Here is a 17,251-nt window from a genome sequence, read left to right as displayed (position 1 = left end):
TATCTTTATTACAAAAAAAACCCATCGAAGAGCAGGTATCATTGGTATTTGCTGTAATATCAATATAATTTTCTTTGCTTGTTTTAAATATCACTGACTCATCAAAATACAAACTTTCAAACAACATAGGTTTTAATCTAAAGTTAACCAGTTTGAATGAGAGTAATGCACTCGCTCCAGCTCCAACAAACGCCATAGGGCCAACAAAAACAACTGCAATCAAACATACAACGACCCCCACTCGACCTATCATTCGTATACATTTATATGCATACTCAGGTACCACATCTGCTTGCTCAGTTAATATTCCGTTTTTAGTGAACTTGTAAATCCGCTTTATGTCTGCTGAACCAAAAAAAATAAAAAACAATGTCATGAAAATGGTGAGTAAACTAAATGCAACAATACCACCGGTATCAAGCATATCTTGACTAAAGTCATATAACATCCAACTCATAACACTAAAAAAACCAATACCAGCAAAATACCCCAAATATTGGTGCTCTATGGTTTCATACTCATAAAGCACTTCTTCGTTGTATAAGGCCATTCTCATGGTTTCTATTTTATCGTTATTGTCTATGTCTTTATGAGTTAGCATTATTTAACGCATCCTTGCAATGTCACATCAATCTTGATCCATTGGATGTAAGAACTCTTTATATTTATAATGGGAATAAATATTATCTTCTTCCTCTACCTCATAAAAATGACCATTTGGATAAAAATCCCTCAAGGTATTGAAAATTTCATTAATGTTTTTACCATTACTGATAAAACCATTCCCTGAAACTAATAAATCTGCATTGGGAAGTATTGATACATAATTTGCTTTTGAAGACTTTATTATCACTGACTCATCAAAATACAACGTTTCAAACATCATAGGTTTCAACCTAAAGTTAATCAGTTTGAATGAGAGTAACGCACTCGCCCCTGCTCCAATGAACGCCATAGGACCAATAAAAACAACGGCAATCAAACATACAACGACACCCACTCGACCTATTATTCGTATACATTGATATGCATACTCTGGCACAACATCTGCCTGCTCGGTTAATATTCCGTTTTTAGTGAATTTGTAAATCCGCTTTATGTCTGCTGAACCAAAAAAAATAAAAAATAGTGTCATTATGGTTCCGCCACCACCAAATATAATGGCTTCACCTGCGTCTATTCCATCATCACTAAAATCATATAAAAACCAAAGCATCACACTGAAAAAACCGGCTGCCGCAAAATACCCCAAATATTGGTGCTCTATGGTTTCATACTCATAGAGTACTTCTTCGTTGTACAAGGCCATTCTCATGGCTTCTATTTTATCGTTATTGTCTATATCTTTATGAGTTAGCATTATTTAACCGTATCCTGCAATGTCACATCAATCCTGATCCATTGGATGTAAGAACTCTTTAAATTTTTCATGTTCATAAATATCATCTTCTTCCTCTACTTCATAAAAATGACCATTTGGATAGAACTCCCTTAAGGTATTAAAAATATCATCTACATTTTCTTTATTACAAAAAAAGCCCATTCTAGAAGCTGATATTTTCCCATTAGGTATCACTGATATATAACTTACATCCGAAGCTTTAATTAATACCGTTTCATCAAAATACAAAGTTTCAAAAAACATAGGTTTCAATCTAAAGTTGACCAGTTTAAATGAGAGTAACGCACTGGCCCCTGCTCCAATGAACGCCATAGGACCAACAAAAACAACGGCAATCAAACATACAACAACGCCCACTCGACCTATCATTCGTATGCATTGATAAGCATACTCAGGCACAACATCTGCCTGCTCAGTTAATATTCCATTTTTAGTAAATTTGTAAATCCGCTTTATGTCGGCGGATGCAAAAAAAATAAAAACCAAATTAAGTAAAAGACCACCTCCTACGTAAATAATAATCTCCCCACCATCAAGCCCATCATGACTAGAATCATATGACATCCAAACAATAAATAATGAACATAACAATGCCACAAAATACCCCAAATATTGATGCTCTATGGTTTCATAATCATAGAGTACTTCTTCGTTGTATAAGGCCTTTCTCATGGTTTCTATTTTATCGTTATTATCTATATCGTTATGAGTTAGCATTATTTAGCCTCACAATCTCCATACCTAAATTTGCCTTTTTTGAATAATCATTAAATGAACTAATCTTATTTACATTTAGCTTTATACCCCCACTACCACCTTGAAATCCTGAATAAGAAATAACATGAGGCGTTCTATTAGCTAAAATATCTAAATAAATGGTTATATTAGAAATATCTTCTGAATGGCTCCGTTTAATTTTCATTTCATAACAATTATTATCATTATTTACTTTAATTAAATTGACTTCTACTTCTGATTGGTTGACCTCATTACTTCCAATGAAATTATAATGTCTTATTGTTTTTTTAGATGCGCTTTTAATTACTTTAATTCCAAACCATTTATCGGATAAGTAATCAGGTAACTCAATCGTTAACCTCCATTGTTTGTCTGAATCAGAGCTTGACTGATACGTTCTAACTATTCTAGTGTCTATCTGGACTACTGGTTTATTTAATATGTTTTGCAAGTTAACTAGTTCAATTTCTGGTGACCACTTAGCCGTCTTTACTCCCCATATAGATTGTACTAACCACAACTCCATATCGGTTCGTTTAAACATATTAATGAATACAGTTGCTGCAATATAAGCAATACCAAATACACTTAACCAAATAACCATCCAAGGGGCAAAAATAGCGCCTATTGATCCATTCATAAAACATGAAATTAGTTGCGTTGTAAAAATACCGGCTTGCCCAATTAACGAAATTACCTTTAATTTTTCAGCTAGCACTTCCTCTTTTGATAAAAGAGGACTATCTAACCGCTTATAGACATAATAAATTTCAGATACACTGGCGATTAACCCAGTAACAGCCACTAATCGAGTTAGATTAACGAATTTAGTAATGAGTTTTTTATTTGTTTTTAAAGCTTGCTTTCTTCTTTCATTCAATAAATCCTTATCTTTCATCACCTCAACCCATGAGGCATCTCTTGATACCAAAGCGCACGCATTTACAGTCCAAGAAGCCGTATAAACAACCTCTGCGGCGACTGATTTATATTCCTCTGTCGTCTTACTCTCTTGGTTTCTTTGAAGTAAATTTGAAAAAACGGTTATTGAATTCCAAATATTTAATGCTGCAACAACACCATTCCAACTTGCAGACCCTTTCCACTTTCTTTCAGAAAAACTAACAAGATCTGCCTTTGTATTCTTATAAGCAGCCCAACTCTCTGCCACGCCTTTGCTGATTGCTCCTTTTATATTTAACATTGATCCATTTTGCGAAACCTTAAGCATTTGAGGCATGTTCTCTGAAATAAATTCAGAGGCTTTTTGGACTAGAACCGCTGCAAATTGTTCTTTCCGAATAATTGCAGCCATTGTTTTGCTGTTAGATAGTAAAAACTGATCATATTTTTTATTAAATGCCGCCAGTTCTTTAGGGTAATTAGGATTTACAGAAACAATAAAACTGCTATCTGCTAAATTTTCCATGATGAGTACTCTGAAGCGAGCCATAAAGCTAAGTGCACTGAATTGATTAACACGAGGTTGGATTGCATTGAGCATCTCCATCGAAGGTCGAAATTGCAGTATCGGATTGGCTTTATTACTTGCAATAAATGCGGCAAACACGGCTTTAATATCGATATGAAGCAGCTTGTACCAATCAGAATCTTGAATTCTTACGTCACCTGTTAATGTATCGAATTCTGATAATCGAGTATGCAATGCGATCATGTCGCTCGGACTGCTCATATTAAGTGCAGCGCCACCTTCAGAGTAAGTGGTTAACTCATCCACCACTTCTTTTGAGTAAGCAAATGGGGCTAATGCTAATAGATTGTTTGGTTTACTCAGATCTAACATTTTTTCTAAATAATGCTTAATCTCAGGAACATTAAAACCAGATTGAACAAGCTCGACGGTTATTGGTGAAAATAACTCAGATAAATAACGTTGACCAACCTCTGTTTGATTATCAATCCCGAAATACATAGGATCGATACCCATCTGCTCAATGGCATCTGTTACCTCTTTATGCTGATAAATTAACTTACTGTTTAATGTTTCTACTTCTGATAATTTGTCATATTTTTCAAATAGATATTCATTCAATTCATTCCATCGAATTTCATCAAAATTTCGATATTGCTTTTTCCACTGAGAAGTATGGTCCTTTTTAATTTCAAAATTAAACCGCTCTTTTATGGCTTGTTTTTTCGCTTCTAACGCCTCATACCATGAGGTATTTTCTACCCCTTCGCCAACATGATATTCATAAGATGCTGAAGATTGTTGGACATTTTGCTCTTGGTATAAATACTCATTTATCTCTATTTCTAGTTTTAACCGTTCAATTGGATCTGATTTAATATTTTCAGGAAGTTGATCATCACTAAATGTTACCCTTGCTAAAGATCGTGTTAATTCAGCCATTTGAGCTTTGTACTCATCCTCCTCTGTTCCTTGTAGTTCAACAATACGAACGTATGTTTCTGACAACTTCAAAAACAGATCCGTTATATCAGCCAACTGATCATCCAGTGCGATATACAAAGCGCTATTCTTTTCTAGTAAATCGCATTGATAATCGGTTTCTAATACGGTTTTCTTATGGGTAGCGAGATGAAACTCATCATCAGAGGGATCATCGTCTTTTAATGGGGAACATGTTTTTTCAAACAAGACATCGGAGGGTTTGGGAGTTCCAATATCAGCAACAGCATGAACAAAATCACGCATGCCACCACCGTGTTCTATTTCTAATGTGTTTGAATAGGTTTTTAAGTCGACAGTTCGCATCCATTCGTTTCGACACTGAGTATTTGATCGCATGTGCTCACATAAGCGCCATGTCCAACGTTGGTGAGAAAATGATATCGTTACCGTGTCATTCTTAGAGTAAGACAAACAGCTTTTAGCCTCTCCTGCTTGCCCTCTCTCTTCTGGTGCTTTATCGGCTTCATTTGAGCCCCAGTCAATCTTAATGAATTGAGAGCCTTTCACCTGATATTCATGAAAGGTTTTATCTTTATTGCTATAAACGTAAAGCCAACCGTCTCTTAATTGTCTTAATGTATATTTTGAATGAGCAACATCAAAAAAACCGTTCCCTTTATGGGTATCAAGTAATGGGTGTTTCTGTTCTTTCTCTTCATCATCCATATCATCAATCGCATAACGAACCGGAATGATATCAATAACACCAAACTTTACAGGACAAGCCCCTGCTGGGTTTTTCATGTCTTTTTTACTGCCACACATGGCCGCATTGTTTGCTTCGCTCATTCCTGTACATCCTTTTGCATAGAGTGACGATATTGATAGGCTAAATCCGCCGCTTGTTTGATTCTTTGTTCTGGGGTTTGCTGCGATGTTTGATAGATCAATTCGGTGATTTTTGGGTATTTATCGGTTGTGATCGCTTCTTTTCCTAAATAGCCCATCACATTCATAAATAGACAGACGTCAGTCTCATTTTGAAATCCTCTGCTATAAGCAGCATCAATCCAATATTGAATCCATTTTTTTTTATCTGTCACGCCCACTAAACAATGTGGGAAGAAATACTCCACATGATTAAGTGCATAGGCATAGGCATTTTCAGTCGCTAACTCTCCTAACGCTTGCCATTGTTCATCCGTTAAACGATAAGGTTTGACGCTTTTCACCTCAATGCAAGGCGATAGATAATGGAGCCATCCTTTTTTATATGGAAGCCATACTTCTTCAATATGCTGCCAATACCAATCTGTTCCTGTTGAGAATAGAACATTGGCACACCCTGAATGCGCGGATTTCAATATGATGGATGAACCGTAAGGCGACAGAACCTTAATCACACTTCTTAAATGCTCTGCAAGGCTTTCTAGTTCTAATGGTGAACTGAATAAGAAACCGTCTAGCTGACCACGTTGGCTTTCAAACCATTGTGCAATAACAGGCGTTGCTTTTACCAAATAAGGAGAGACAGATATCATATCATCCCAAGGCTCATACAAATAAAGAGGTTCTTGCTCAATCACCGTGTCCAATTGATACAATTGTTTTAATACGTCAACACTCTGACTTGTGTCTAGCATCAAATAGAAAGAGGTGAAGTCGTCAATATTCAGAGAATCAAAGCACTCTGTTTCCATTATTCTTGCCCCTGCTCTTGCTCACACTCCTCACAAACGGGATCCGATGTTTTTAGTGCTTCTATCTGATGATCGGCGTTAATTTTACTTCTGGTATATTCAGAGGCCGTTGCGGTTTCAGCCACACTGCCTGCAGCTTCAGCCTGCTTCATGACAGGTTGGATTGCTGTAATACCCGCATACCCACTGCCGCTTCCTGCGCTGCCGCCTTTGTTTAGATCAATCGCGGCGCCAAGCAGATGAATACCACCAGAATCTAACTTCATTGTGCTACTGCCCGTGGTGATGGTCAGTTCACTACCTGCATCAAGTACTGCTTTATTACCCACCTTAATGTGTAACTCGGTGCCTATTTGTTCAAGCCGACTTCCTTGGATTTTTTGTTGAATAGAGCCTGATACTTGCTTGTGTGCATCACCTTTAATTGAGCTTAAATTATCTAATAGAACAGTCAGGTGATTATCTTTAATTACTTGATGAAAATGATCATGATGAACAACCGAATGATCGTCATTAAATACCTCGCTAGTGCGATTGTTTTGAATTTGGCTATCCATGTCTTTAGCGGCATGAATATAAACCTGCTCTGACTCTTTTTTATCTTCAAAACGTAATTCATTAAAATTATCCGCGCCAATTGAACTTGATGTTTTAAATGTGCTGCGTGTTTTATGCTCTGGCAGTGTATATGGCGGTTTATTATTCCCGTTATATAGTGAACCTGTAATGATGGGTTTGTCGGGATCACCGTGAATGAAACTAACGATCACTTCGTGTCCTATTCTTGGCAGTACAAATTGGCCATATTGATTACCAGCCCAACCTTGTGAAGTACGAAGCCAACAACTTGTTTTCTCATCGGCTTGCCCATTTCTATCCCAATGAAATTGCACTTTTACACGGCCATATTCATCACAATAAATCTCTTCACTTTCTGGCCCCGTCACTATCGCTGTATCTATGTTACGAATGTATGGTTTTTTAACACTCGCTAATTTATACGGAACAAACCAAGGGGCAGCTGTAAAATCACACTCGTAACTCGAACCACCATCCGCAAGTTCTTCCATTACTTGAGGCTGTATACCTGAATGCACAACTTTAGTTACTAGCCAATTGATGTTCCAATCAGGATTAGACGCATTATGTATTGGCTGAAAATACCCTACTGCAAGCTGAGCACTATTACTGCAACCAACTAATTCCATTGCTTTAATTCGACGTTGTTCTAAGTTTAACTGTGCTTGTTGTTTTGCTGTTGGATTGTTCGGTTGATTTGCTGGATATTGATAATGCTCTAATGCAATATCACTACTTTGATTCTCTTTTTCTTCATGCTGTACTTGACCGACAATATGTTGGGTTGGGTGAGTAAAGAGATAATCTTTAACTGACGCTTTACCACTTTGAATTTGATGTTTTACTTTTAGGGAATGGATAGTATCCCCTTCTTGAGCCATTCCACTGTCTGTCACTACTGATAACGGTGCTAAAGCGGTATACGTTTCTTTTCCATCTGAAATAATTAATTTAGATCCAAGCGCAGTATGTTCAAAATAAGAAACAAGTCCTTCCTCTGCCATTATTCGTGAAATAAACTGATCGTCAGATTCCCCGTATTGCACACAATATTCTCGAAGCTCGTGTGTATTGTATAATTCAAGAGTAAAGTGATGACTCAGAATTCCTGCTTGTCGGTAAATATCTGAGATAATGTCTGGAATAGATTTCTGTTGGAAAATTTGAAAATTCTTTCGATAATTTAATAAGCTAAAAATAGGTACTAGAGTTAATCTATAAGTACTAAGACGAAAAGAGGAACTCAATTGCTCTATCGATTCAATAATACCATGTACATAACGATTCGTATTTTCAGGAGCCTCTTGATTAAAATGTTGAATAGTTAATCTAGCTGGCAGCTGTAGCCACTGTGCTAATTCTAAATCAGGATCTTCACACACAAACGTAATATCAAACTGGTAGTTATCTCCTAATATTTCTTCACCTGAAAATTCATATACTTGAAGTGGTAATTCTATTGTTGTTACATCAAGTCCAAATTGAGTTTGATTTGCATCCTGCATATACATTCCGAATTTAATTTAAATAACTAATTAATCAATAACTTATTGTAATTAAGAACAGATAATATCAGTAAAAAACAAGATGCCTATTTTGGTTAAAGATTATGCGATCAACGGCACTTTCACGCTTGAAAATCAATCAAACTAAAAATCGTGCCAATTTAATTGGATTTATATACGGTAATTATACCGGTAGGATATATAGGGATGTATCTGTATTGATTATAAAAAAGCCAAGCTATCAATTCGCTTGGCTTTACTGGTTAAACAATCAAATTTGCGTTAAAACTAGGCAGTTTCTCGCTTCTTATGACCTTCTTCTAAGTGAACAAAATCCACAAGATCATCACCACTCACTTGAAATGCTTGACCAAATCCTTTTACAAATAAACCTTGGATTGGTTTTAATCGAAACATTTTAAAATCTTCTAATGAACTCAAGCCATCGATAATATCGCCAAAGCGTTCTTTCATTTGTGCAACTGCCTTTCCCCACTTATCTTCATCACGAGTAACTAATATGGCCGTCGCATCGAAGGTAAGACGTTTACGCGCAAATAATTGTTTTGACGTATCTTCATCTTCTACGAGCATTAATGATGCATCAGGGTTTTGCAGAAGATTCCTTGCGTGACGTGCAATTTCTGAAATCAATATATAGTAACCATCGTCTAATAAAACAAAGGGCGCATAGCTTACGTTTGGCTTCCCCTCACAATCTACGGTTGCTAATTGAAGGGTTTTACGTGAATCACGAAACTCTTGAATTTCAGGACCAAGACGATTTTGTAATCTTTCTTGTTTAACTGCTGAGCTCATTTTTATTTCCTTTTAAATTATATTCTGACTTATTTATATTCTTGTTTTAAGACATTAAAAGCACTAACTTGTTCAGGAAGCAGTTGACGCTTTTTATCCCTGCCTAAATAAATTTTAAAAATCGAATGACCGTCTTGATCAAAGAAACCAAAGTAGTGGCTTTCTGAACCTCTAAACGGCTTACTAACTAAAGCGATATCATGCATTAACTCTAGATTTAAGTGACCATGTAACTCACCATTACGCCCCATTAAATTGTAGTAACCATGAGCAATCTTTCCTTTTGGAAACGGTGCTTTCACCTCAAAAATTGAACCAAATAAACGTACAATAGTGGTAACATCGCCAAAGCCAACAAGGCCCTCTAAGATCTCTTGAGCTTTTACGCCATCAATTAACGTAACCATGGTTTCAGGTAAAGATTTCACGACATCAAATTCTGATAAATTTAATTTTTTTGCAATATCACTTGGTAGAAGCGATGGGTCTTTATTTAGGATTTCCATAATTTCTTTATTCACGATTCATTCTCTATATTTCATTAATTGTGATTAAGCTGCTTTTTCATTTACTTGGGACAGCGCTGATATAGCACCTTGAGCCAAAGTTACCGCCCAAAATTCGCCAGCTAACGTCAAACTTAAATAGTCATTGTTTACGATCACAAGACCATTATTTTGCCAATGTTGGAATAAGGGCATTAGATAGTGAAAAATATCTTGAGATGAATGCGGTAGTAATAGCTGACGCGATAGAACACCACGATCAAACCCCGCCTTTATCATTGAAAACAGACCTGCCGAAGTTGCTGATTGCGTCATCATTGCGATAGGCATTTGATTGCTATTAATTGAGTCTATATAACTGTTAAGCGTTCGATGCTGCATGATACCAACACCGCCAACATTACCACCGGCACCACAACCAACAGGCAAAACTTCAGCCGTTGTTTTAGCTAAACTGTTATAAATACTGCGCTCTCTGTTGTCTCTTGCCCAATGATTTACACTTAATCTATGTAGGTGATGTTTTTTCATGAAATCAACACCATATTGGTACATATACGCTTTTTCTTCTGTCGAAGCGGGTTGTGGTAATTTTCCGTTTTCAATCATCCCTTGCATTGGTGTCCCGCCCATCTCAATCAGCTGATACAGATCAACACCATGGGCCCCTGTTTCTAAGAAGTCATTTAGATCCTGCTGCCATATCTCAGCAGTTTGATATGGCAAGCCATAGAGGAGATCAACTACAATTGGAGCTTGGTTAGCTTTACTAAGCTCTTGAATTCTTCGTAGTACGTACTCTTTGTCATCTAAACGTTTGGCTGAACGTCTAACTTTGGTATTAAAGCTCTGTACGCCAAAAGAGAATCGATTGAACCCACCTTCAAGTGATTTATCAAACATCTCTTCATCAAATCGATTAATACGCCCTTCTAGGGTAATTTCACAATCTGTTACTAAAGGAAAATAATGACGAATAGCTTTACCTAGTTTTTCAATTTGATCCGCACTCAGATCCGTTGGCGTTCCTCCACCAATATAGACCGCGTGAAATGGTGCAGCTTGTGTCCAAGCTAATTTCGCTTTCCATTTCAACTCAATCATCAATGCATCAAAATAATCTGCAACTAGACTTTTACTTGAAGCGTGTTGGAAGAAATTACAATATGTACAACGCACACGACAAAAAGGGATATGTATATATAAGCAACGGTGATTACTTAATTCTGCTGTTTCTGACAAAGCCTTATCAAAACGCTCTGTAAAATGTGCCTGATTAATCGGAACTGAACCTCCCCCAGCATGAGCTGATGATTTTCTTTGAAAAGCATAAAGCAAAGGTTCTGGTGTGCTTTCACCTAAGATTGATGTGGGTAGCTGATGTAAATTTATCTGTTTATTCATGATTTCAATTCTACTTCTCTACTCTTTACCGCTAAGAGCTTCGTTTCTTTTTACATCATAAATTATTTTTAAATGATAATGCAATTGATAATTGATCTCATTTCTATTCCGTTTATAATAATCCCTATCTTTTGATGTTCTGTTACCAATTTTGCTTGGTATAAATTTGATATGGAGTTATTCGTGCTGAACTTTCGTTACCTTGCTGCCGTTGGATTTTCTTTAGCTGTTCACACCATTCTTCTTTGGTCTGTGCCAGAAAAGAAAGCATTTGCTATGCCTACTGGAAGCCAATCCTCACAAGTGAACATTCAGCTTGTTGCTCCTAGCGCACCAGCAATGTCTTCAGTTAAAAAGACCGAGCCACACAAAGAAGAAATCAAAACCGAAGCTCTGGAAAAAAAAATGGAAACGGTTAAGCCCAAAAAACCAATCACTAAGAAAATAGAACATACAAAAAAGCCGTCAAAAATAAAGCCAAGTAAACCTCAAGCACCAATCAAGACACAACCGAAACCGACAGTAGAACAGGCTAAATCGAAAACAATCGCTAAAGAATCAAAAACAAAGCAAGACATTGCTAAAACAGACAGTACCGCAAAACCTGTTGCATCAAAATCAGGAGCAACAGAGAAACCACAGTTAATTCAGAAACCAAGTTTTCTAAAGCGTCCTAGCGCTCCTCGTTACCCTCGAATTGCACAGCGTAAAGGTGTTGAAGGAACCGCTCTATATGAGATTTGGCTTAATGAAAAAGGAAAGCAAATTAAACAAGAATTAATTACTTCATCTGGAGCAAGCGTTCTTGATGAAGCGGCTCTTAACGCTATACGTGATTGGAAATTTTCACCACAAATTATTAATGGTCAGGCTATCGCTCATCGCGTTCAGATCCCTGTTCGATTTTCACTAAACTAGTTGTATGGACATTAACATGCTCAATTTTTCTCATTTATACTCTCAATTAGGTCTGATGGCCTTACCGTTATTATGCTGTTCTTTAATTACCTTAGCGTTATTAATTGAACGATCTATTCAACTGCTATTATTTTCTGGTTGCTCTCACCGTTCAATCAAACAATCACTAGCGCAATTAGATAAAAATAATGATCACGGAATAGAAACATTAATTACCTCTCTAAAACACCGAAGAGCTTTATCAGCCAAAGGTAACGCCATGTTACTTGCCCACCGTAACTTTGCGAAAACGCTGCGTGAAGATGTTGCCGGGTTATGGCTACAAGAAAAACGATATCAACTTCGTTCAGGACTTCGTCTACTCTCATTAATTGGCATGATTAGTCCATTATTTGGCTTGTTAGGGACAGTTCTTGGACTTATTGATATGTTCAAAGATGTTGCGGCAACCACAGGCTCTATTACCCCGAACATACTTGCAGATGGACTGGGACTTGCTATGCGAACAACTGCCATCGGTTTAATTATTGCCCTACCCGCTATTTCAAGTGCTCAATTATTAGGGTTATGGGCAGATCGTATTTTTACTCGCTTAGAACATTCATTAAATTACACTAATTTATGGGTCGAGGGTGTATTCACTACAAACGAAAAAGTAGAAGAAAATTCAGTAAATAAAGAGGTGATCGTATGATAAAGCTGGCTAACGAGACTTCTTCTGAGTCATTTCAACCCGACTTAACCCCTTTATTAGATATTATTTTTATTGTGATGGTATTTCTTCTATTAACAGCCACAGTAAAGCTTCAATCGCTTGAAGTTAGTTTACCTAGCGCTGAAACGGAGGCGGTATCAGATGTAGATAGTAAATCTCTTACCGTAAATATTTTAGAAAATGCACCTTATTGGGGATTAGATGGAAAGTCCTACTCTTCTTGGGAGAGTTTTACACAAAGCTTATTAATTCAAGTAAAACAAAAACCGGACTTTCAAGTTGTTATCGCCTCTGACAAATCAGCGGAAATCCAACACATGGTTAAACTACTCGCCTTTCTACAAAACAATGATATCAAAGCAACTCAAATTTTAATGGACGAAAATAAATCATGAACAAATTAAAACTGACTTCAGCTTTACTTACTTTCATCATTTCCTCAATGCCTTCAATAACCTTTGCACAAGAACGAATCATCAGTGCTGGCAGTGCTGTGACTGAGTTAATTTATGCGTTAAATGCTCAAGAATCTCTTGTTGCCGTTGATGTTACTAGCAAAATTCCACAAGCGGCTCAATTACCTAAAATTGGCTACCATCGCCAATTATCAACTGAAGGTCTATTAGCATTACAGCCAACTCAAATTATTGGCTCTGATGAGATGGGGCCAAAGACAACATTAGATTTACTTGTTCAGTCTAATATTAAAGTCAGTGTGGTAAATACCAAACCAACGATCCAAGGCTTATTAGAACGTATTGATGAAATTGCAGCGATTACTCAACATCAAGAACAAGCTCAAAAAATTAAAGATAGTGTTAAGAAAAAAGTCGCGCAGTTAAAAAGCAATATCCCAAACAAAGATAAACAAAAAAAAGTGCTCTATTTATTGTTACATGAAGGCCGAGCACCTTATGTGGCAGGCAGTGATACTACGATGGACGAAATGATCAGTCTGGCTGGTGGTATCAATCCAGCCCAACAATTAATGTCCTCTTTCAAGCCTCTCTCAATGGAAGCGATGATCTCTATGCAACCCGATGTAATTTTAGTTAGTGATCGCAGTTTAGAAAAATTAGATGGTATTGATAACATAATTAAATCTATACCTACCTTGGCGTCAACTCCCGCAGGTATCAACAAGAAAATCATCGGGATTAATGGCTCTGCACTCGTTGGTGGACTAGGTTTAGCGACCCTTAATGAGGCTGCTCGTCTTAACACTCTGCTTTACCCATAGGATGAATTCATTATGTTGTTGAAATACATTCCTTATTCAAAATTATTAAGCATTTGTGCTTTTTTTCTTACCTTTATTGCTCTGGGCTCTATTGCTACAGGACCAATGAATATTAGCTTAAGTGACAGCTTTAACAGCTTAGTACCTTGGTCTAGTATTGAAACTCCTGCTCATATTGATTTGATCATTCATCAAGTTAGATTGCCTAGAACGTTATTATGCATGCTTGTTGGGGCTATTTTAGCGATATCTGGCGTTGTAATGCAGGGGTTATTTCGTAACCCACTTGCTGAACCTGGGATTATAGGTGTATCGGCAGGAGCCGCTCTTGGTGCTGCAACCGCGATCGTTCTATTCTCTTCGATTTCGGAGAAATACCCGCTATTCATAAACTTTGCTGCAGTGCCTGTTTTTGCTTTTCTTGGAGGAGCGATTACCACTTTAATTGTTTATAGTTTAGGGACTAGCAAGTTTGGCACCTCTATCACAGTAATGCTGTTAGCTGGCGTTGCTATTAGTGCATTATCTGGTGCAGGAATTGGTTATTTAAACTTTATTGCGGATGACCAAATGTTACGCGACCTCTCTTTATGGTCAATGGGATCATTAGCGGGAGCAAGGTGGCCTGACTTATTATTAGCGAGTTTTGGACTTGTTGTTCTTCTATCTCTCTTTATGAAAAATGCATCAGGATTAAATGCATTGTTACTTGGTGAAGCAGAAGCAAAACATTTAGGGATTAACGTTCAATCATTAAAAAAACGCATGATTATTTTAAGTGCTATTGGTGTAGGGATCACTGTCAGCTTATCGGGTATGATTGGGTTTATAGGCCTTATTATTCCTCATCTCGGTCGCATGATAGCAGGACCAAATCATAAAACCTTATTACCTCTATCAGCTCTTTTAGGTGGCCTTTTACTCACTTGTGCCGATATGTTTGCTCGTGTAGCGGTAAGCCCCGCGGAACTTCCTGTCGGTATTGTTACCGCGATTATTGGTGCACCTTTCTTTTTATATCTATTATTTACTCAAAGGGGAAAGCTCTAATGCACTCTAAGTCTGTTGCTATTTCAGCAAAAAATATCTCTTATCGGATAAATAATAAGATTATTTTAGACGATATTAATTTAGATCTTCATTGCGGTGAAGTAACCACTTTACTTGGGCCTAATGGCGCAGGAAAGAGTACGTTATTGAAAATGCTATGTAATGAAATCGAATCTAACCATGAAATCCTCTATTTCAATAAGAGAAAAGAGGATTGGAATAAAACGTTGTTAGCACAGCAACTTGGTATTCTTCCACAACAGAGTAGCTTATCTTTTTCTTTTAATGTTGATGAAGTGGTTGAACTTGGTGGATTGCCTTTAGATCTTCCCAATAAAGCATTGAAACAGACCACTCAATCTATGATGAAGAAAACAGGGATCTTTCATTTAACAGAAAGACTCTACCCTTCCCTCTCTGGTGGTGAAAAACAACGTGTTCATTTAGCACGCGTACTAACGCAAGTAAGTCAACATCAACAGAAGATTATCATGCTTGATGAACCCACCTCCGCTTTAGATTTATCTCACCAACATAATACATTACGTTTAGTGCGGGAATTAGCAAATGAAGGGGCAGCCGTAGTAGTAGTATTACATGATTTGAATTTAGCCGCGCAATACTCAGATAGAGTGATTGTATTAAAAGATGGGAAACTGCAAGCTGATGGAGCCCCTTGGGAAACGATAACAACAGGAATGATTGAAAATGTATATGGGCATAAAACGTTAATACAAGCGCACCCAATGTATGATTTTCCTGTGGTGTATGCGGCTTAAACCTTCAACATTTATAAGAAAACAATTCCAATAATATGAAAAGAAGAGCTCGCATCACTTATCAGCTCTTCTTTTCAATTGCAGACAACTTATTCTTTAACGCATTTTAAATATTTCTTTATGGAATGATGCTTCTGATAAACCGGCTTTTACTAATGTGTCTTTCAAGCTAACACCAAATCCTTCAGGGCCACAAAAGCTAACTGAAAACGCTTTATTATCCATGCTCTTTAAAATCTGCTCAGACGTTAATCTATTTCCTTTATTTGACTCAATAAGGTGTAACTCAATAAAGTCCATACTACGTAGTATCACCTTAATTTCAGCATTGAAGAACGCTTCTTTTTCATTGTTTACACAATAGAATAGATGGATCTTTTTAATCTTATTTTTTCCTGTATTCGCTGTTTTTTGAAGCCAATATAGTCGAGAAAGTAGTGGAACAATGCCAATTCCTGCCCCTATCCATACTTGATTCGCATCTGATGATACCTGAAAGTAGCCATAGCCCCCCTCAACGGTCACTTTTGTTCTTGTGTTTATCTCATTGACTAATGTATGGGTGTAATCACCAAGATCTTTGATCCCAAATTCAACCAATTTTCTATCTTCATCATAATTTAGGATAGAGAACGGATGCGGAGCTTCACCATCATGGAAGTTAATATAAGCAAATTGACCTTCTTTATATTGTAATGAATTTTCAAGCTTAATTTGCAGACGAGCTACCATTGTTGAATCTGATCCACTCTTAAATTTATCAACGCGTATAACTTCGCCTTTTATTTTATTTTTCTTACCAATAGAACCCGTTAATGATAGGAATGCGCACCAGACTGAGATAATCGATATCAGTATGATCGCGATATTCATCGGTATTAACGAAAGATCCCAGTTGATCAAAAGAAGAGTATGAAAAATACCGGCCAACATTAATACTCCACCAATTTTATGGACCCCTTTAAATTTTTTGTAACTAACCCTTTCGACTAAACTGATAATGGTAAAAATAATGAAAAACTTGAATGATATATCTCCGACTTTTTCAGCCATTGATACCCAATCAACACCTGACATTAATTGGCCTTTCCCTTTTCCTTGATGCAAGGGACGAATAAGTAAACCCAATTGAACAGCCCAATGCGCACTTTTGATAACGGCCCAATGCAAAATTAGAGTGATAAATGCTGAGATCCCTAATTTTTTATGCAGTGCGTAACCTTTATCTAATCCTTTCACTACACCTTCTACCCATTTGAATCGTGCAGAAAGAATTATTGCCGCCCCCATGTAGGCAAAGCCTAACAAGCCCGTTAGTACAATAAGCTGCTTACGTAAGTCCATCATATTATTAAGTTCATAAAATGATGACACAAAAGAAGGTAGCCATAGTAAAAGAAGAAAAATCGTAAATTTACGCATCATCGACACTCATTAGGTGAATTAACTACATAGATAATATGCTTTAATAAATAAATCAAAAGTGGATTTACATTTGCTGCCGCTCTTTTACAAAACC

16 protein-coding genes are annotated in these 17,251 nt (G+C 36.9%); 6 read left to right on the top strand and 10 right to left on the bottom strand.

Translation table 11 applies throughout. The features are described 5' to 3' along the window. The 9 genes from A6E03_RS13580 to hutW all read right to left on the bottom strand — a co-directional run. Window positions 1–601 (bottom strand): hypothetical protein (locus A6E03_RS13580; protein ID WP_065601053.1); only part of this gene is annotated, 601 nt, incomplete at its 3' end. 27 nt (window positions 602–628) lie between these two features. After that, entirely contained in the window at window positions 629–1,360 is a 732-nt protein-coding gene (locus A6E03_RS13575; RefSeq protein WP_065601052.1) for a hypothetical protein, read from the bottom strand. 27 nt (window positions 1,361–1,387) lie between these two features. Continuing rightward, the gene (locus A6E03_RS13570) at window positions 1,388–2,119 is read right to left on the bottom strand and encodes a hypothetical protein (protein ID WP_065601051.1); all 732 of its coding nucleotides are present in this window, start codon (window positions 2,117–2,119) and stop codon (window positions 1,388–1,390) included. Next, window positions 2,106–5,366, bottom strand: a complete 3,261-nt coding sequence (locus tag A6E03_RS13565) for a T6SS effector BTH_I2691 family protein (RefSeq protein ID WP_065601050.1) — start codon at window positions 5,364–5,366, stop codon at window positions 2,106–2,108. Before A6E03_RS13565 ends, A6E03_RS13570 begins: the two co-directional genes overlap by 14 nt. Beyond that, window positions 5,363–6,217, bottom strand: coding sequence for a DUF4123 domain-containing protein (locus tag A6E03_RS13560; RefSeq protein ID WP_065601049.1), 855 nt, complete (start codon window positions 6,215–6,217; stop codon window positions 5,363–5,365). Before A6E03_RS13560 ends, A6E03_RS13565 begins: the two co-directional genes overlap by 4 nt. Further along, on the bottom strand, window positions 6,217–8,301 hold the full coding sequence (tssI, locus tag A6E03_RS13555) for a type VI secretion system tip protein TssI/VgrG (protein ID WP_065601048.1): 2,085 nt from the start codon (window positions 8,299–8,301) through the stop codon (window positions 6,217–6,219). Before tssI ends, A6E03_RS13560 begins: the two co-directional genes overlap by 1 nt. Window positions 8,302–8,589: 288 nt before the next feature. Then, on the bottom strand, window positions 8,590–9,120 hold the full coding sequence (gene hutZ / locus A6E03_RS13550) for a heme utilization protein HutZ (protein ID WP_065601047.1): 531 nt from the start codon (window positions 9,118–9,120) through the stop codon (window positions 8,590–8,592). 29 nt (window positions 9,121–9,149) lie between these two features. Next, window positions 9,150–9,641 (bottom strand): heme utilization cystosolic carrier protein HutX, encoded by a 492-nt coding sequence (gene hutX, locus A6E03_RS13545; protein ID WP_255310642.1) that lies wholly within the window; start codon window positions 9,639–9,641, stop codon window positions 9,150–9,152. Between the two features lie 30 nt (window positions 9,642–9,671). Next, window positions 9,672–11,030 (bottom strand): heme anaerobic degradation radical SAM methyltransferase ChuW/HutW, encoded by a 1,359-nt coding sequence (gene hutW / locus A6E03_RS13540; protein ID WP_065591801.1) that lies wholly within the window; start codon window positions 11,028–11,030, stop codon window positions 9,672–9,674. Window positions 11,031–11,213: 183 nt separating this feature from the next. On the opposite strand from hutW, the gene A6E03_RS13535 reads away from it, so the two are divergent. Genes A6E03_RS13535 through A6E03_RS13510 form a run of 6 tightly spaced genes read left to right on the top strand, consistent with a single transcriptional unit; the run spans window position 11,214 to window position 15,732 of the window. Next, a complete protein-coding gene (locus A6E03_RS13535) occupies window positions 11,214–11,948 on the top strand; it encodes an energy transducer TonB (protein WP_083201865.1) in 735 nt (244 codons plus the stop codon). A 16-nt stretch (window positions 11,949–11,964) separates the two neighbouring features. Further along, window positions 11,965–12,642, top strand: a complete 678-nt coding sequence (locus A6E03_RS13530; protein WP_065601046.1) for a MotA/TolQ/ExbB proton channel family protein — start codon at window positions 11,965–11,967, stop codon at window positions 12,640–12,642. Next, complete coding sequence (locus tag A6E03_RS13525; protein WP_065591799.1) at window positions 12,639–13,058, top strand: biopolymer transporter ExbD; 420 nt, start codon at window positions 12,639–12,641, stop codon at window positions 13,056–13,058. Before A6E03_RS13530 ends, A6E03_RS13525 begins: the two co-directional genes overlap by 4 nt. A 47-nt stretch (window positions 13,059–13,105) precedes the next feature. Beyond that, a complete protein-coding gene (locus tag A6E03_RS13520) occupies window positions 13,106–13,903 on the top strand; it encodes a hemin ABC transporter substrate-binding protein (protein ID WP_255310645.1) in 798 nt (265 codons plus the stop codon). Window positions 13,904–13,915: 12 nt separating this feature from the next. Further along, on the top strand, window positions 13,916–14,953 hold the full coding sequence (locus tag A6E03_RS13515) for an iron ABC transporter permease (protein ID WP_065601044.1): 1,038 nt from the start codon (window positions 13,916–13,918) through the stop codon (window positions 14,951–14,953). Continuing rightward, the gene (locus tag A6E03_RS13510) at window positions 14,953–15,732 is read left to right on the top strand and encodes a heme ABC transporter ATP-binding protein (protein WP_065591796.1); all 780 of its coding nucleotides are present in this window, start codon (window positions 14,953–14,955) and stop codon (window positions 15,730–15,732) included. Before A6E03_RS13515 ends, A6E03_RS13510 begins: the two co-directional genes overlap by 1 nt. Before the next feature lie 96 nt (window positions 15,733–15,828). On the opposite strand, the gene A6E03_RS13505 is transcribed toward A6E03_RS13510, so the two are convergent. After that, entirely contained in the window at window positions 15,829–17,157 is a 1,329-nt protein-coding gene (locus tag A6E03_RS13505) for a ferric reductase-like transmembrane domain-containing protein (protein ID WP_255310641.1), read from the bottom strand. Window positions 17,158–17,251 lie beyond the last annotated feature (94 nt).

The organism is Aliivibrio sp. 1S128 (genome assembly GCF_001691065.1).
Classification (GTDB): domain Bacteria; phylum Pseudomonadota; class Gammaproteobacteria; order Enterobacterales; family Vibrionaceae; genus Aliivibrio.
The sequence above is the reverse complement of the archived record's forward strand: the minus strand, read 5'-3'. Positions and strand labels throughout refer to the sequence as shown.

What these genes read in the sequence shown, in the direction of transcription:
- hutW (WP_065591801.1), bottom strand. Translation starts at nt 11,030, where the DNA reads ATGAATAAACAGATAAATTTACATCAGCTACCCACATCAATCTTAGGT.
- A6E03_RS13505 (WP_255310641.1), bottom strand. Translation starts at nt 17,157, where the DNA reads ATGATGCGTAAATTTACGATTTTTCTTCTTTTACTATGGCTACCTTCT.
- hutZ (WP_065601047.1), bottom strand. Translation starts at nt 9,120, where the DNA reads ATGAGCTCAGCAGTTAAACAAGAAAGATTACAAAATCGTCTTGGTCCT.
- A6E03_RS13565 (WP_065601050.1), bottom strand. Translation starts at nt 5,366, where the DNA reads ATGAGCGAAGCAAACAATGCGGCCATGTGTGGCAGTAAAAAAGACATG.
- A6E03_RS13510 (WP_065591796.1), top strand. Translation starts at nt 14,953, where the DNA reads ATGCACTCTAAGTCTGTTGCTATTTCAGCAAAAAATATCTCTTATCGG.
- A6E03_RS13530 (WP_065601046.1), top strand. Translation starts at nt 11,965, where the DNA reads ATGCTCAATTTTTCTCATTTATACTCTCAATTAGGTCTGATGGCCTTA.
- A6E03_RS13520 (WP_255310645.1), top strand. Translation starts at nt 13,106, where the DNA reads ATGCCTTCAATAACCTTTGCACAAGAACGAATCATCAGTGCTGGCAGT.
- tssI (WP_065601048.1), bottom strand. Translation starts at nt 8,301, where the DNA reads ATGCAGGATGCAAATCAAACTCAATTTGGACTTGATGTAACAACAATA.
- A6E03_RS13525 (WP_065591799.1), top strand. Translation starts at nt 12,639, where the DNA reads ATGATAAAGCTGGCTAACGAGACTTCTTCTGAGTCATTTCAACCCGAC.
- A6E03_RS13560 (WP_065601049.1), bottom strand. Translation starts at nt 6,217, where the DNA reads ATGGAAACAGAGTGCTTTGATTCTCTGAATATTGACGACTTCACCTCT.
- A6E03_RS13570 (WP_065601051.1), bottom strand. Translation starts at nt 2,119, where the DNA reads ATGCTAACTCATAACGATATAGATAATAACGATAAAATAGAAACCATG.
- A6E03_RS13515 (WP_065601044.1), top strand. Translation starts at nt 13,916, where the DNA reads ATGTTGTTGAAATACATTCCTTATTCAAAATTATTAAGCATTTGTGCT.
- A6E03_RS13575 (WP_065601052.1), bottom strand. Translation starts at nt 1,360, where the DNA reads ATGCTAACTCATAAAGATATAGACAATAACGATAAAATAGAAGCCATG.